Annotated in this window: 12 protein-coding genes; 5 read left to right on the top strand and 7 right to left on the bottom strand. The window is 66.8% G+C overall.

Annotation, left to right across the window (positions count from 1 at the left end):
- Positions 1–251: 251 nt before the first annotated feature.
- Complete coding sequence (locus G4D83_RS24375) at positions 252–2,678, bottom strand: Ig-like domain-containing protein (protein ID WP_163867211.1); 2,427 nt, start codon at positions 2,676–2,678, stop codon at positions 252–254.
- A 273-nt stretch (positions 2,679–2,951) separates the two neighbouring features.
- Positions 2,952–3,731: a DNA/RNA non-specific endonuclease gene (locus G4D83_RS24380; protein WP_163867212.1), complete on the bottom strand. Its 780-nt coding sequence runs from the start codon at positions 3,729–3,731 to the stop codon at positions 2,952–2,954.
- Between the two features lie 169 nt (positions 3,732–3,900).
- Here G4D83_RS24380 and G4D83_RS24385 point away from each other — a divergent pair, with 169 nt between their 5' ends.
- On the top strand, positions 3,901–4,785 hold the full coding sequence (locus G4D83_RS24385; protein WP_205522701.1) for a hypothetical protein: 885 nt from the start codon (positions 3,901–3,903) through the stop codon (positions 4,783–4,785).
- Between the two features lie 86 nt (positions 4,786–4,871).
- Here the strand turns inward: G4D83_RS24385 and G4D83_RS24390 are convergent, their stop codons facing one another.
- The 3 genes from G4D83_RS24390 to G4D83_RS24400 form a co-directional block, all read right to left on the bottom strand.
- Positions 4,872–5,633 carry a hypothetical protein gene (locus G4D83_RS24390; protein WP_163867213.1) on the bottom strand — a complete coding sequence of 254 codons (762 nt, stop codon included), beginning with the start codon at positions 5,631–5,633 and terminating at the stop codon, positions 4,872–4,874.
- 176 nt (positions 5,634–5,809) lie between these two features.
- The gene (locus tag G4D83_RS24395; protein WP_163867214.1) at positions 5,810–5,929 is read right to left on the bottom strand and encodes a TIGR02996 domain-containing protein; all 120 of its coding nucleotides are present in this window, start codon (positions 5,927–5,929) and stop codon (positions 5,810–5,812) included.
- A gap of 77 nt (positions 5,930–6,006) precedes the next feature.
- The gene (locus tag G4D83_RS24400; RefSeq protein ID WP_240356542.1) at positions 6,007–7,770 is read right to left on the bottom strand and encodes a family 43 glycosylhydrolase; all 1,764 of its coding nucleotides are present in this window, start codon (positions 7,768–7,770) and stop codon (positions 6,007–6,009) included.
- 134 nt (positions 7,771–7,904) lie between these two features.
- Here G4D83_RS24400 and G4D83_RS24405 point away from each other — a divergent pair, with 134 nt between their 5' ends.
- The 4 genes from G4D83_RS24405 (at position 7,905) to G4D83_RS24420 (ending at position 11,241) form a co-directional block, all read left to right on the top strand.
- Positions 7,905–9,245, top strand: coding sequence for an AHH domain-containing protein (locus tag G4D83_RS24405; RefSeq protein ID WP_163867215.1), 1,341 nt, complete (start codon positions 7,905–7,907; stop codon positions 9,243–9,245).
- 10 nt (positions 9,246–9,255) lie between these two features.
- Positions 9,256–9,834: an imm11 family protein gene (locus tag G4D83_RS24410; protein WP_338041940.1), complete on the top strand. Its 579-nt coding sequence runs from the start codon at positions 9,256–9,258 to the stop codon at positions 9,832–9,834.
- Positions 9,835–9,937: 103 nt separating this feature from the next.
- A complete protein-coding gene (locus G4D83_RS24415) occupies positions 9,938–10,747 on the top strand; it encodes a VOC family protein (RefSeq protein ID WP_163867216.1) in 810 nt (269 codons plus the stop codon).
- Between the two features lie 5 nt (positions 10,748–10,752).
- Complete coding sequence (locus G4D83_RS24420) at positions 10,753–11,241, top strand: VOC family protein (RefSeq protein ID WP_163867217.1); 489 nt, start codon at positions 10,753–10,755, stop codon at positions 11,239–11,241.
- 105 nt (positions 11,242–11,346) lie between these two features.
- Here G4D83_RS24420 and G4D83_RS24425 read toward each other — a convergent pair whose 3' ends face one another.
- Both G4D83_RS24425 and G4D83_RS24430 read right to left on the bottom strand, forming a co-directional pair.
- Positions 11,347–11,865 carry a hypothetical protein gene (locus tag G4D83_RS24425; protein ID WP_163867218.1) on the bottom strand — a complete coding sequence of 173 codons (519 nt, stop codon included), beginning with the start codon at positions 11,863–11,865 and terminating at the stop codon, positions 11,347–11,349.
- Between the two features lie 432 nt (positions 11,866–12,297).
- Positions 12,298–15,120: a M20/M25/M40 family metallo-hydrolase gene (locus G4D83_RS24430; protein WP_163867219.1), complete on the bottom strand. Its 2,823-nt coding sequence runs from the start codon at positions 15,118–15,120 to the stop codon at positions 12,298–12,300.
- Positions 15,121–15,176 lie beyond the last annotated feature (56 nt).

A 15,176-nucleotide genomic window follows, 5' to 3' on the forward strand; every position in this document is an offset into this window, starting at 1 on the left:
CCCCCTTGCAGTGGGTAGGGAGTCCCTCTCGCGAAAGTCCTGCTGGATGAGCCTCCTGAGACACCTCTTCGACAGCGCGCTGTATTCCCTCGCACTCACGGGCCTCGCGCTGCTGTTGCTGAGCAACACGGGCTGAAGTGAGGCGAGGACAGGGAAGGGAACGGCGAGAATGAACGGGGGCACCGCTCATGGCGACGGGGATGCGCGCCTCCCGTGTGGCTTGGAAGGCGCGCATCAGGGACTCCGTGGATTCAGTACACCACCACCGAGGCGTAGACACTGGTGCCGTTCGTGAGAGCCACCAGGGCACCGCCGTTCGACGGGAGCGCCGCGACCGCTGGCGCGGCACCCGCCCCCACCGTCCTGGCATCCGTGGCCAGAATCAGGGTGGCTCCCACGAGCATCCGGTCCAACTGGATGTCGCCCGTCGCCCGCTGGGAGGCGATGTAGCCGTTGCCGAGCGCGTCCGCGTCAATCGTCCGGAAGGAACCGGCACCGATGTCCGTGGGGAGGCCCGGCACCTGGGTGCTCGTCCCCGGCGCGGACATGGGGATGACGTCCACGTTGTTGTCCCCGTTGGTGCCCGTGGCGTAGATGAAGCCGTTGGAGCCCGTCCAGTCCGAGAAGAAAGCCTGCCCCGGTGGGGAGCTCAGCGGGCCGAAGCTGGTCCCCTGGTCGCTGCTGCGGCGGATGCGGAAGGCGGGGGAGTCACTCACCGAGAAGACATCTCCGCTGATCTTGTCCACGAGGACGTCGAAGAAGGCATTGGCCTGGTCCACGTCTGTCGCGATGAAGTCGTTCGCGCCTCGCGCGAAGTTCCGGAGCACGCGCACCCCTACGCTGCCTCGCGAGACGGAGATGTAGAGGGCGTCGCCCCTGGAGTCCAGACTGACGGTGGCGTTGGCCGCCGCGCCGAGGGTTCGCGGCGCCTCCCAGCTCGCTCCCGCGTCGACGGTCCGGGTGAACAGCACCACGCCCGGGCTCGCCGTCGCCGCGACGTAGGCGACCCCCGTGGGGCCGCCTTCAATCGCGACCTCCGCCGCGTTGGTGATGCCCAGGGGAGTGGGCCCCACCCAGGTGAGGCCACGGTCCACGCTCACGCTGACATGGACCGCGCCACCGCACCTCATCACGACGTAGAAGCGCCCCAGTGCATCCACCGCCGCCTTGCGCCCCGTGTTCGTGTTGGCCGTGGTGCAGTTCAGCGTCCCGCTGATGAGCGTGGGGGGCACATTCGAGAAGGCATCCAGTTGGCACGTGGCATCGCAGCCATCTCCGGGCGTCGTGTTGCCATCGTCGCACTGCTCTCCCGTGAGGCTGTCAACCAGGCCGTCGCCGCACACCTCCACGCCCTGGCAGTCCGCTCGGCAGCCGTCCCCCGCGACGCGGTTGCCGTCGTCACACACCTCACCCGAGTCGACGGAGCCGTCGCCACAGACAGGCGGCCCCCTGACGGTGAGGGTGATGGTGGCGGTATTGGAGGTCAGCGAGCCGTCGCTGGCCGTGAAGGTGAACGAGTCCGCCCCCTGGAAGTCCACGTCCGGCGTGTAGAGCAACTGCGCGCCCGTCCCGGACAGGGTTCCGTGAGCGGGAGGCGCTGTCACGGTGTACGTGAGCGCGTCCCCGTCGACGTCGGTGGCCGTCAATGTGACCGGCGTCGACGTGTTGTAGCTCACCGTCACCGAGGCGGAGGCAGCGACGGGCGCGTCATTGACGGGTGTCACCGTGACGGAGATGGTGGCCGTTGCCTGCTTCTCTCCGTCGGAGACAGTGACTTGGAAGGAGTCCGCTCCGGCGAAGTTCGCATCCGGGGTGTACGTCACCGAGGCCCCCGTGCCCGTGAGCGTGCCGTGGCTCGGCGTGGTGTAGGAGAAGACAAGCGCGTCGCCATCCGGGTCCGTCACGGGGATGGTGATGCCCACCGAGGTGTCCTCGGGGGTGGTCGCGTGGACGTCCTCGACCGTGGGCGCTGAATTGTTGTCGCAGACGCTCGGCTGTCCCGTGCAGGTGTAGCCCGGCTCCACTTCGCAGACGCTGTTGCAGCCGTCTCCAGAGAGCTGATTGCCATCGTCACAGATTTCGAATCCGCCCAGCACCCCGTCACCACAGATGGGCCGCAGCGACGTCTCCACCGCGTCCACCAGGTAGAGCGCGAGCACCGCGCCCCTCAGGCGCACGTAGCGATAGGGCTTGTTCCCCGGGTACGTCGCCACCGCCACATGTGTCCCCAGGCCCAGCTCCACCAGGTGCAACGGGCTGGAGGCAATGAGCGTCCCATCCGCCTTCAGGAAGTCCACCTGGGCCACCAGCGCCAATGACAGGCCCTGGTAGTAGACGCGCAGGTCGCCGTTGCCTTCCTCTCCCTGGCCCAGGTCCAGCACCAGCGCGGAGTTGAGCAAGCCCAGCAGTGTCGCGGCGTGCCCGTCCGGAGCGCCCAGCGCCGCGCTCGCGTTGAGCACCGTCGCCGTGGTGCCCGGCGCCACCGCGTCCGCATACGGGTCCCACGTCAGCGAGGCTTCCAGACGTTCACGCGTCGACGCCCTGTTGTCCTCTTGCGACACCCCATCCTCTGGAGGACGGACCTTCTCCTCCAGGGGCTCCACGCCACACGCCCCCAGCGACAAGGCCAGCATCACGCCCAGCCCCCACGACCACGGCACACCAGGACGGCTTTGCATCGAGTGTCTCCCCCCCGTAGAGCAGGACGAAGTCCGGAATGGACCGTCCGCCTCGTGGAATGAACGACACCTCTTCTTGCTCGCGACGATTCGGCGCGCAACATGTGGATGGCCAACGTTCGCCGGCCACCAGCCAACAAGCCCTCGAGTCTCATGGACGAATCGGCTGAACGAGGTGCTCCGCGCGGCCCGGAAGTTCGCGGCCGCGCGGCCACTCACCAAGACACTTCAGTCATTTCCATGGCTGGGGCGATGGCATCACGCACGGACTGCTCAGTTGCAGCCCTGGCTGGTCAGGAAGTCCACGCCACGGGTCCGGGTGGCCGTGCCGCTCGAGCCGCCGCCGTCCGTGTTCGAGAAGGACAGGGACACGCTGGCGCCCGAGGACTGGTTGCGGAGCTCCATCGTCATGTTGTTGGGGATGAGCGCGGTGGAGTTCGGATAGTTCGCGCCGATGGTGTAGCGCAGCCGGTTGCTCGGCAGACTCCCGCACCTGGCCATCTTGTTCTCGAGCTGCACCCAGTTGCCCCGGTTGAAGTTGGCATCCTGCGGCACCAGGTTCGCCCGTCCGCCCCAACCCCCGAGCTGCGAGCCGATGAGGTGGCCCCCGTCATAGTCGTTGCTGGAGTTCTCCGCGTCGCCCCATTGACCGACGCTCGTCTGGCAGGCGTCGACGCGCGCCGCGGCGGCGATGGGCGGCAGGTTCTTGTATGCCCGGCTCGGTCGGCCCGCGGTGTCGATGAAGTAGTACTCGCCATCGAAGTTGTGCCAGACGTTCCGGTCGCTCGACGGGAAGTACTTCGGGCAGTCGCGGATGGCGGCCTCGGAGACTTCCCCATGGATGCGGTAGCCGACGCCGTACTGCCCCAGTGCCTCCTGGATCTCCGCCTCCGTGTGGCTGTCGAAGAACTCCATCAGTCCGTTCGGGCCACCGAAGTCCTGCTCGAGTTGACGCGCGACGCCATCGCCGCCCAGGTCCATCTCCGGGGCGCCGCAACCGCCGAGCCACAAGACACACACCGCCGCAACGGAAAGCTTGTTCAGGGCACGCATTCTCTTGGGTCCTTCCAGAGTCGGGTTCTCGACCTTCGCTGGCTTGTTTACCAAGAAAGAGAGAATCCGAATGCGTGAATTTCTCGCGAACTGTGACCGGCGGCGGCGGATGCCGTCGTCGCACTTGGGTCCGTTCGGCGAGGTGGGGTAGTCAGCCGCCGAGCGCCCCATGAAAAACCCCATTGTCGCAACACGAGAGTTCGTCCGAGGTGCAGCACGGTTTCATGACCTCGTCTACATCATCAGCAAGGGCAAGACGCTGCTCAAGGACGAGATAGCCCATACCAGTGTGGTGAGCGTCGACGGAGGGGATTGGGCCGACGGCGTGGACACGACCTGGAACTCGACGGCCATCGCGGTGGCGCGGCAGCCCTCGGAGAAGATGGTTGTGATTGGCGAGGATGGGGAGGTCGTCACCTACGTCGGTGGGAAGAGCAAGAAGGAGGCGCTGAAGCCCGCGCCGGTGATGATTCGCAACGCGCGTGAAATCGCCGGGTGGGTCTATGCCTGTGGGATGAAACGGCAGGTCTACAAGCGCGTCGGTGATGCGAAATGGGTGGCGATGAATGCGCCGCTCGCGGCGGCCACGGAGAGGGCCGGCTTCGAGGCCATTGACGGCTTCTCCGAGACCGACCTCTACGCCGCGGGCTGGGGCGGCGAGGTGTGGCGCTACGACGGGAAGAACTGGTCGCCCTGCGAGAGCCCCACGAGCGTCATCCTCGGTGCCGTCTGCTGCGCGCCGGATGGCACCGTCTATGTGGCGGGGCAGCAGGGCGTGTTGCTCAAGGGGCGCGGAACCTCCTTCGCGGCGATTGCCTGGGCGGAGGACGTGACGAGCGACTTGTGGGACCTGTGCTGGTTCCGCGGCAAGCTCTACGTCGCCACCCTGTCCGCGCTGTACACGCTGGAAGGCAACAAGCTCGTCGAGGTCGACTTCGGCGAGGCGGGAGTGCCCACATGCTACGGGCTGGCGACAGCGGAAGAGGTCTTGTGGTCCATTGGCCGCGACGACGTGGCCTCGTTCGACGGCACCGCGTGGAGGCGCTACGAGTGATGATGTGCCGGCGGCGGATTCAGGTCCGCTGAGGAAGGGCAACCCCCGAGGGGCCGGCGAACTCCCGGCCCCCCGGAGTCAGCGCGCTACCAGATGCAGGAAGGGATGCCGGGGTACAGCGAGAACGAGGAGAGCGCGCCATCCGGCACGACGCCATCCGCGGTGACTCCGGTCGCCACGCCCTTGACCATGGGGGTCGTGCTGGAGTGGTAGCCCATGTAATACACGGTGCTGCTCGAACGCTCGCGCAGGAGCGTTCCGCAATACACCTCATTGGTATATTGACCCGCCGTTCCCAGGGGAACGACCTTCACGGCGCCCGCGCCACCGAAGTAGGCGAGGTCCGCGGGGTCGGTGACGGGGAACTTGGCGCCCGCGACGAAGAGATAGACGTCGCTCGACGTGCGGTCCTTGATCAGCGCGCTGTAGGTGGGGTTGTTGAAGACGTCTCGCGACCCGTTCGGGACGACGTTGACGCTCGTGGTGTCATCCCAGAAGCCCAGCTCCGTGGGGTTCGGAACCCACCAGGCCCTCGCGCCCACCACGACGTAGATGGCTGACTCGCTGAGTTCGAGCAGCAGCGTGCCGTCCTGGGGAAACACCTCATAGGAGTTGATGGTGGCCTGGGGCTGCGACGCCGTGGGGGCGAAGGCGTAGTTGCTCCACTCCGCGGGGGGGATGAAGAACCTCGCGCCACCCGCCACCACGTAGCGGTTCGTGGTGTCGGTGGCGTGGATGACATAGCCGTCGGCGTAGGGCGCATACCCCGCGAGCGCCTGGACACCGAAGAGGCTCAAACCCAGGGCGAGCCAGCGAGGAAGGAACGCAAGGAACGAGACAACGCGCACAGGGATTCTCCGTTCAAGATGTGTGTGCCGCTGAGAAGGGCCGGCCCGACTCGGTGACAAAGGGGATACGCCGCCAGCCTTTGGCTTCGGTCGTGTCCCTTTCACGGATTTGTCGATGCGTGCGGTGTTCTAGTATTTGCCGAATAATCGGCGCTGGCGAGAGGTGGGTCCAGCCGCTACTCGCCCTGTCCCTGGAGCCAATCGCCGTAGACGAGGTATGCGCCGTCGTTGTCCGGGTCATCGACCAGCCCGGCCTCCATGATCTTCGGAGGCGCCATGGGCGCGCTGGGGAGCACCGATGCCGCTCCCCAGCCCGTGAAGGATATCGCCAACCTGTTCTGAGCCAGGGGCGCGCTTTGCGTGAGCAGGACGCTCAGGGGATGACGACGTGCGAAGACATGCCACGCCCGTCGTAGGGCGTGGCGCCGCAGCGGGCGCGGGCCCAGTCGCCATTCACCGCCGAGCAGACGCGGAAGGCCTGGACGTTGGAGTACGGCACGTTGATGCCGGCCGTGTCGCAGCGGCCCTGGTAGGTCCAGGAGAGGCTCTTGTTCACGGCGCCGACGCCGATGCAGGGGCCAATCCACGCGCCGGTGTCTCGCCGCTGTACGTCGATGGAGTACTGGGCGGTGGTCTCCTCCTCGCTCCAGCTCAGGTCCACGAAGGGCGTGTAGCCACCCGGCAGGTCCAATGCGACGTCGTCGGAGATGCCGTCATAGGCGCGCTCGACGGAGGGGCCCCAGACGTTGTTGTTGGAATAGAAGAGGCGGAAGGCGGCGATGTCGCCCTTGGTCACCACGCGGTCCCCAGCGCTGCGGCACACGCCGTCGAAGACGGTCTTGTTGGTCTGTCCCAGGACGCCCACGGACAGGCATGGACCCACCACCGTGCCGTCGCGCAGCACGACGTCGAGCGAGTAGCTGTACCCGGTCAGCTTGTTCCACCGGACGTTCACCTGGTTGAGCGAGTGCAGCGAACCGTCCGGCTTGAAGGCGACCCGCTGCTTGTACGTGCTGCGTGAGGTGAGGTTGCCCGCGGCGTCGAAGGCGCCGACGTGGAAGACGTTGAAGTACTCACCCCGGCGCTCGACGATGACGTTGTGGCCGTGGCTCTGCACCAGTCTGCCGGCGGTGTTGCGCAGGGGTTGGGAGAGCCGTCGCACCGCGCGTGCCCGCGTGAGCTGGGGGATGGAGTCTCCCATGATGTAATACATGGCGTACTGGCTGTTGTACCAACCGCCGCTGAGGAGCAGGTAGTACAGGCCATTGCGCTTGAAGACCTCGGGGGCCTCGTTGATGCCTTCCTCGTAGGCGGGCGTCGTGAAGACAGCCGGGCCCGCGTGGTTGTAGACGGTGCCGGGAGCGGCGGTGTTGAAGGAGGAGATGTTGTTGCCCCGGTCGAACCAGACATAGAAGAACCAGCGGCCCGAGGTGTCATTGAACGTGGCCGAGTCGATGCGGATGTTCCGGTTGCAGCCCTGCGGCAGGCACGCGGTGCCGGTGGAGGTGCGCGGCCACGTGGTGTTGGCGTTGATGGGCTGGGGCGTGCCGAACTGGAGGTTCAGGTCGGGCGCGGTGGTGACGAAGGTCGTCACCTCCTGGCCGGACGGAGGGCACGCGGCGCCGTTGGGGACCCGGTGCGCGGAGAAGAACAGCTGGTACACGCCGTCGTATTTGCCGAGGTCCGGCGCCCAGAGGAAACAGTAGTCATACACGGGGTCGGCCACGGACGGGTCGTAGGAGCGCTTGAGCTGGTAGCTCGTCAGATCTCTCGTCTCGTAGATGGGCAGCTGCCACCCGTTGCCGGTGCCAGCCAGGAAGAACAGGTCGTCGTGCTCCTTGTAGACGTCGGGGTCGGCAAGGCCCGGGACGAGCAGGGTGCGCCGGCCGTAGTCGCCACCCCGCGTGGCACAGGCTGTCCCGGTGAAGCCCTCGTCACAGGCGCAGCGCGCGGCGCCGGCCTCGTCACGACAGACGCCATGGCCACTGCAGGTGACGCCGTCGCAAACTCCGGCCAGGGCGCTTGTCGCCGAGCGTTCCTCCTGTCTGGGCTCCAGCTCCGGTGATGGCTCGCCCCCACATCCGACGGTGGTCAGGAAGAGCGCGGACAGCAGGACGGCGACTCGGGCGGTGTGCATGGACTTCCTCCTGGCGGCAGCGTCGCAGGAAGGAGGCGTCGGATAAAGCTTGAGTTTCTGGAGATGCAGGTCCAGATCGCGGCCATGGTCTGGCCTTGTCTTGGAGATGGAGCCCTTTCCTGTTGGAGGGCTCGATGAGCGTGCGGCGCATGACGGTGGTGCTGCTGCTGGTCTGGCTGACAGGCTGTGCTTCGGGACGCGTGGTGCGCTTGGAGACGGGGCAGGAGCCGCCGGTCGTCTTCACGCCGCACAGTGACGATGCCGGGCCGGTGGAGGTGGAGCGGCGCGAGTTCAAGGAGGCCATGGCCCGGCTGGCGCGGCAGATGCGGGCCTCGGCGCATCCCGAGCGGTCCGCGCGAAGTCTCTTGGACGTGGAGGCCCGCAGCGGCGCGTACCTCTTCAACCCGCGCACCCGACAGATGACGCCGCTGGAAGGAGAGGCACTGGCTGCCGACATGCCGCCCGCGGAGGTGGAGCTGTCGCGGGCATATCTGCGTTGGTGCGAGCGCACCGGACGCAAGGGCGATTGTCTGCGACTGCTGGTGGACGGCCCCATCGTGAGTGGAGACGGGCGCTATGCGCTGACGATGGCCCTGGCTCAAGGCGTGGTGCTGGAAGAGATGTTGGAAGCGTTCAAGGACATGGCCGACCCGCATGCCGCGCTGTCGGCGGCACTGTGGACCATGACCCTCTACATGGTCCTGTGGTCCGTGCCGGAGCCCGTGAGCAAGGGCCTGGCTGCTGTGATGACCGCGACAGCCATTGTCTACCTTGGGGTCGACACATTCTGGTCGCTGATAGAGGGCTTCAAGCGACTGGTGGAAGTGGCGGACCGGGCGACCACGTTCGACGAGCTGCGCGAGGCAGGGGAGCGCTATGGAGAGGTCATGGGCCGGAATGCGGCGCGTGCCTTCGTGCTGCTGGCAACGGTGGCGGTGGGGAACACGGCGGCGGGTTTCGCGAACAAGGTGCCGACGCTGCCCGGGTCCGCCCAGGCCGCGGCGCTGGCTGGGGACCGCGCGGGCCTCCGCCTCGCCTTCGTGGGCGAAGTGGGCGCGGTGGCTGTGTCGGGCGGGGCCGTCACCGTGGCGCTCGCTCCTGATGCGGTGGCCTGGACCATGGCGGGCGCGGCTGCTGCTCCGGTGGACACGGAGGGGCACGACCATCACATCGCCACGAACAAGTGGTGGAAGTCCACGAAGAAGGCAGGCCCGTGGTCGCCTCAGTTTCAGGCGATCTTCGACAAGGCGGGCATGTCGCTGAACGACTCGGCCAACATCGTTCATGTCAAGGGTCACAAAGGGCCCCACCCGCAGGAGTACCACGAAACAGTTTTCCAACGCCTGTCTGACGCAACCGAGGGGTGTCGCACCATGCAGCGATGTCGCGAGGCGCTCGCTGCGGAACTGCGCGACCTCGCCGGGGAAATCGGCTCGCCTGGGAGCGATCTCAATAGACTGGTGACGGGCACCTAGGACCGCCACAATGGGCTTCATGCCAAAGCGGTACTTCGACCTGAAGGACGACATGCGCATTGGGGGGCGATGGCTACTCGGCACCCCCACGGATGTTCACGGTCGGGAGGTAGATGACCCGTGGATGTTCTATCGGGGCGAACGGCTTCCGGAGCTAGGGGCATTGAATCTCCCCGTCACTGTTCCTGGCAGGGCACTCGACTTCTCGCGGGCGGCGTTCGCTGCCCCCGTGGTCCACGCCCGAGTGGCGTCCGTCCTTTCGGAACTTGCTTCCGAGGAGGTGCAGACCATGCCCGTGCAGATTGAGGGCCAGTCTGAACCGTTCTTCATTCTCGTCGCGACTCAGCTCATTCAATGCATTGACGAGCGAGCCTCCAGGCACATCAGGAAATGGACCCCTGAAGATGGACGGCCCGAGAAACTAGGGAAGTATCGAGATGTGCGGGGCATGCGAATTGACTCGGAGCAGGTGGGTGACGCCAAGATCTTCCGCCCCCAGGGCTGGGCCATCGTGCTGATCGTCCGGGAGGACATCAAGGACGCTTTGGAACGCATGGGGGCCACCGGGACGACGTTTGAAGAGGTCTAGAAGGGACCGACCGACGGCAAACAAACATCCTCCACCGACGCCACGAACCGGCCTGGATGTTCTGGGGCGGCTTCGTGCCCATTCATCCAATGGGAGGAGTGACATGCACGGCGACTTCATCTGGTACGAGTTGATGACCCCCGACGCCAACGGCGCGCGCGCCTTCTATTCCAAAGTTGTCGGCTGGACGATCGGGGCGTCGGAGGGTGAGCCCGGCTATGCCATGATCGAAGGGTCCGAGGGCATGGTCGGCGGCATGCTGACGCTGTCCGCGGAGATGCAGCAGCACGGCGCGCGACCCCTGTGGCTGGGCTATGTCGCGGTCGACGATATCGATCAGGCACTGACTTCGATCAAACATGCAGGCGGCAAGGTATTGATGCCCGCCACGGAGATTCCGCAGGGCCGCTTTGCGATGGTCGCCGATCCACAGGGCGCCGTCTTCTACGTCATGACGCCCAAGCCGCCGCCGGGTCAGGAGGGCAAGGAGAGCCTCGCCTTCTCCTATGAGCGCAAGCGCATCGGGCATTGCGCGTGGAACGAGCTGATGACACCCGACCCCGCCGCCGCGCTGCTCTTCTATGGCCAGCGTTTCGGCTGGGTGAAGGACGGCGACATGGAAATGGGGCCGCTCGGCAAATACGAGTTCCTCAGTCATGCATCGCGGCGAAGCACAGCCTCAAAGGGGAGCGGCATGATCGGCGCGGTGATGCCGATGATGCCGGGCGCCCCCGGGCCCGCCTGGTCGCACTATTTCCGCGTCGCTGATATCGACGCGGCGAAGGCGGCAATCGAGGCCCATGGCGGGCGGGTGATCAACGGTCCGAACGAAATCCCCGGCGGCGATTTCTCGATGAACGGGGTCGATCCGCAAGGCGCGGTGTTCGCGCTGGTCGGTGCAAGGAAGGGGTAAGCGAAATGGCGGAGAAGATTATCAATTGCCTGTGGTTCGACCATGGCGAGGCGCGCAAGGCCGCGGAATTCTACGCCAGCGTGTTCCCCAACAGCCGCGTCGGACCGGTCCACGAAGCCGCGACCGACTTTCCCGAGGGCAAGGCGGGGGACGAATTGACCGTGGAGTTCACCGTCCTCGGCCGCGATTTCGTCGGGCTCAACGGCGGGCCGGCGTTCAAGCCTGACGAGGCGGTCAGTTTCATGGTGGTGACCGAGAACCAGGAAGAAACCGACCGTTACTGGAATGCGATCGTCGGTAATGGCGGCGCGGAGAGCGCCTGCGGCTGGTGCAAGGACCGCTGGGGCTTCTCGTGGCAGATCACGCCGCGCGTGCTGCTCGATGCGACGACCCACCCCGACAAGGCGGCGGCAAAGCGTGCGATGGATGCGATGATGACGATGCGAAAGATCGACATCGCGAAGATCGAGGCCGCGGTCCGAGGGGGAGGCTGAAACCTCCCGGACGCCTTCCGGAGACAGGCAATGTCACGCATGTGTCTCCAATGCGTGACGCTCGGAGCCCCGCCCACCGGGCTCCGAGCGCTCACTGACGCGGGACTACAGTCGCGGCAGGCACGACAGGCCGGGGACCGGCCCGTAGATGTTCGAGCCAGACTGCATCAGGATGTAGCTGTTGACGCCATAACCGAATGGGCTCGTGTCGCCGTAGCAGGTCCGGTAGTAGTAGGTGCCAAAAAGCGGACCGAAGCCAGTCATGAACCCATTGCCATCCAGATAGACGCGCAGGTGGTTGGCGCCCGGCGACGCGTTCAGGTAGGCGCTGAGCTGCCAGTCCACGACGAAGGGGCCTTGGAGTTGGTTGCAATCGGTCCGGATGAGGCCGTCCTGGCAACTGAAGTAGTTCATGCGGAGGGCGGGCCCGAAGCCGCTCCGCATATAGGCGGTGTACGCATTGAGGGAGATCTCGATGGCGGCCGACTCCGGCGAGTTCTGCCAGTGGCCCACCAGATGCGCCTTGCTGAAGAAGGGCCCCTCGTTCGACTGCGCAAACGCTGCCTGGGGCAGGGTGGTGAGGCACACGAGACCGAGCAACAGCGTGGCGGAACGACTGTTCATCGTGACACTCCTGTGTGGGTGAAGGGGCGCGTTGACGTGCCCCGCTATCATACGCACGGGGAGTAAATCATTGTGCGGGCGTTGGTGTTATGCTGTGGGTGTGTGTGATTGACTCCTGCTGGAACCTTGGTTCGTGAGAGGCCGCACGAAGACCTGCACAGGCTTCAGGTGTTTGTCGCTGCGATGGCCCCCTTGGGGGAGCCGCCAATGGCCGGAGTTTCGTGCCCGGAGCGAAGACGCTGTGGACATGCTGAAGGCGAGAGCGGGCAACAGCGTGTCCTGCTCGGGGTTTCCCATGGCCTTGTCCTCGGGGTGGACTCCCGCCGCCCCTGTGCTCGAAAACACCGCGGGCCCGGGGCGTCCTGCTGGAACGCCATCCGGGCCCGCTCTGTGATTCGGCTTCTCGGGGCTCTCTGGAGCCCCATGGCGTGTCTATCGCGGGCGCTTGCTCTCCTGGAACGTCACCTGGAGCGGGACTTCCTTGCCCTCGCGCAGCACTCGCGCCTCCACCGTCTCACCCGGCTTGGAGGAGTTGAGGACGAACATCAGGTCCTCCACGCCGCTGATGACGTGCCTGCCCAACCGCACCAGGATGTCGCCGCGCAGCATTCCCGCCTGGTCCGCCGCGCCTCCAGCGCGCACTCCCGCGAGCAACATGCCCTTCTGTCCGTTGGGCGGGCCCGCGTAGTCCGGCACCGTGCCGAGCGACGCGTTGAAGCTGCGCAGGTCTCCACGCGGCGTGGGGGAGGGGACCTTGCGGTACGTCAGCGCCGTCGTCCCATCCAGGCCCACCGTCACGGCGGACACGATGCGCGCCACCTGCGCCGTACCCACCGCGTTGATGCCCTCCACGGTGTCCGTGGGCTTGTGGTAGTCCGAGTGCGCTCCCGTGAAGAAGTGCAGCACCGGCACGCCCGCCGCGTAGAAGGGCGAGTGGTCGCTCGGGCCATACCCGTCACCGCTCGGGTTGCAGGTGACGCGCGCCTCGTCGCAAGCACGCGCGAGCAGCGGTCCCCACTCCGTCGCGGACTCCGCGCCCAGCACCGACAGCCCACCGGAGCGCAGCCGGCCCACCATGTCCAGGTTCAGCATCGCGGTGACCTGCTTCATCCCCGCATCCCCTCGCTGCCGGGTGAAGTGCGTGGAGCCGAGCAACCCCGTCTCCTCACCCGAGAACGCCAGGAAGAGCACGTCGTGCTTCAGCTCCGCACGGCGCTCCTTCAGCGTGCGAGCAATCTCCAGCATGGCCGCGACGCCAGAGGCGTTGTCATCCGCGCCCACATGCGGCTCGTGCCGGTCCGGCATCAGCGAGCCCCGCCCACCGAAGCCCAGGTGGTCGTAGTGCGCGCCCACGACGATGGTCCCCGGCAGCTTGCCCGCGCCAGCCTCCAGCACCGCCGCGACGTTGAAGGCCGAGCGCTGCTCGAACTCGAGCTTCACGTCGACCTGCGCGTCCACGCGCTTGCGCGCCAGCAACGAGCTCATCACCGGCTCCATCGCCGCGCGCTTCACCACGACGACCGGCAGGCCCGCGTCGCCCACGCCTTCGGGATGCAAGGCGGGCAGGGTCGCCTCGGGAGGCATCTGCCACTCCTTTTGCGCGGGCGTGGGAGCCTGCGGCCAGTCCACGACGATGAGCGCCTTCGCGCCACGCTGCGCCGCCTGCCAGGCCTTGTAGCGGAGGTCACCGAAGCGCCGCTGCTTGTCCGTGTCGGAGAACTCGGGGGCGTCCGGCACGAAGCGGCGCACCACGACAACCTTCCCCTTCACCGCCAGCTTCGCGTAGTCGTCCACCTTGAGCGACGGCTCGACGATTCCGTAACCGGCGAAGACCAGCGCGCCCTGCGCCTGTCCCTGCCCGGAGAAGCCGAGCACCGTGTACGCATCCGCTGGGAGCACCGTCTTCCCGAGCCGCACCTGCGTCCCAGCTCCAGGCTGCACGGACGTCGTCACGGGGAACGCCTGCCGGAAAGTCCCGGTGTCACCCGCGGGCGTCAGGCCCAGCTCCTGGAACCGCGTCTCGATGAGTCCCCCCGCGGCGTCGAGGCCCTTGGTGCCGATGCCCCGGCCTTCCTGCGCGGGCGCGGCCAGGAACGTCACGTCCCCGCGGATGCGGTCCGCGGCGGCCGACGGCGCACCCGAGGCGGGCTTCGCGTCGTCCACCCAGCGGGCGATGAACAGGTTGGTGTCGCTCTTGCCCTGCGCGGTGGCGCGGTTGCTGGAGAAAGCCAGCCACTTGCCGTCCGGCGAGAACATCGGGAAGCCGTCGAAGCCCGGGGCGTACGTAATCCGCTCCAGGTTGGAACCGTCGACGTCCACCGCCCAGATGTCGAACTCGCGGCCCTTCGGGTCGCCGTGGTTGGAGGCGAAGAGGATGCGCCTGCCATTGGGGTGGAAGAAGGGCGCGAAGGCGGCGCCGTTCAGCCAGGTGATCTGCTTCGCCTCCGAGCCGTCCGCGTTGGCCACGTACAGCTCCAGCTTCGTCGGCCGCACCAGGCCGCGCTTGAGCAGCCCCTGGTAGTCGTCCAGCGCCTTGCCGGGCTGCGGGCGCGACGCGCGCCACACAATCTTGGAGCAGTCCGCGCTGAAGAACGCGCCGCCGTCATAGCCGGGCGTGTGCGTCAGCCGCTTCACGTTCTTCCCGTCGCGGTCCATCCGGTACAGCTCCAGGTCCCCATCCCTCACGGACGTGAAGATGATGGAGCCGTCCTTCCCGCAGACCGTGCCCTCCGCGTCGTACCCCGGCGTCTCCGTCAACCGCGTCAACCCGCTGCCATCCGCGTTCGACTTGAAGATGTCGTACGTGTCGTACAGCGCCCAGACGTAGCCCATCGAGTGGTCGGGCTTGGGCGGGCACGCCTCGCCGCCCAGGTGCGTGGAGGCGTAGATGACCTCCTGTTCACCGGGCAGGAAGTGCGCGCACGTCGTCGCGCCCTGGCCGCTGGAGATGGGCGTCACCGTGGCGGCGGCGCTGCTCGCGGGGTCCACCGCCATGCGGTAGATGCGGTCACACCCCATGCCGTCGTGACGGGCCTGGAGCGAGAGCTGCTTGCCGTCGAAGGACCAGTAGGCCTCGGCGTTCTCTCCGCCGAAGGTCATCTGCCGCAGGTCCGCCAGACGCACCTCCTCCGGGAGCGCGGGAGTCTGGGGCGGGGTGGATGCGGCGCCCGCCGTGGCCTCTGAGGCCGACGGAGACGTCGCGGAGGGAGTGGCGCAGGACACCAGGGCCAGGAAGGACAGGAGTGCACGCTTCATGGGGCGCGACCATGTCAAAGGCCGCGCCCACACTCAACGTTCCGCTGTTCCTTCTC

Origin of the sequence: Myxococcus eversor, from assembly GCF_010894455.1 — a bacterium.
Classification (GTDB): domain Bacteria; phylum Myxococcota; class Myxococcia; order Myxococcales; family Myxococcaceae; genus Myxococcus; species Myxococcus eversor.

What these genes read in the sequence shown, in the direction of transcription:
- G4D83_RS24375 (WP_163867211.1), bottom strand. Translation starts at nt 2,678, where the DNA reads ATGCAAAGCCGTCCTGGTGTGCCGTGGTCGTGGGGGCTGGGCGTGATG.
- G4D83_RS24380 (WP_163867212.1), bottom strand. Translation starts at nt 3,731, where the DNA reads ATGCGTGCCCTGAACAAGCTTTCCGTTGCGGCGGTGTGTGTCTTGTGG.
- G4D83_RS24385 (WP_205522701.1), top strand. Translation starts at nt 3,901, where the DNA reads ATGAAAAACCCCATTGTCGCAACACGAGAGTTCGTCCGAGGTGCAGCA.
- G4D83_RS24400 (WP_240356542.1), bottom strand. Translation starts at nt 7,770, where the DNA reads ATGCACACCGCCCGAGTCGCCGTCCTGCTGTCCGCGCTCTTCCTGACC.
- G4D83_RS24405 (WP_163867215.1), top strand. Translation starts at nt 7,905, where the DNA reads ATGAGCGTGCGGCGCATGACGGTGGTGCTGCTGCTGGTCTGGCTGACA.
- G4D83_RS24410 (WP_338041940.1), top strand. Translation starts at nt 9,256, where the DNA reads ATGGGCTTCATGCCAAAGCGGTACTTCGACCTGAAGGACGACATGCGC.
- G4D83_RS24415 (WP_163867216.1), top strand. Translation starts at nt 9,938, where the DNA reads ATGCACGGCGACTTCATCTGGTACGAGTTGATGACCCCCGACGCCAAC.
- G4D83_RS24420 (WP_163867217.1), top strand. Translation starts at nt 10,753, where the DNA reads ATGGCGGAGAAGATTATCAATTGCCTGTGGTTCGACCATGGCGAGGCG.
- G4D83_RS24425 (WP_163867218.1), bottom strand. Translation starts at nt 11,865, where the DNA reads ATGAACAGTCGTTCCGCCACGCTGTTGCTCGGTCTCGTGTGCCTCACC.
- G4D83_RS24430 (WP_163867219.1), bottom strand. Translation starts at nt 15,120, where the DNA reads ATGAAGCGTGCACTCCTGTCCTTCCTGGCCCTGGTGTCCTGCGCCACT.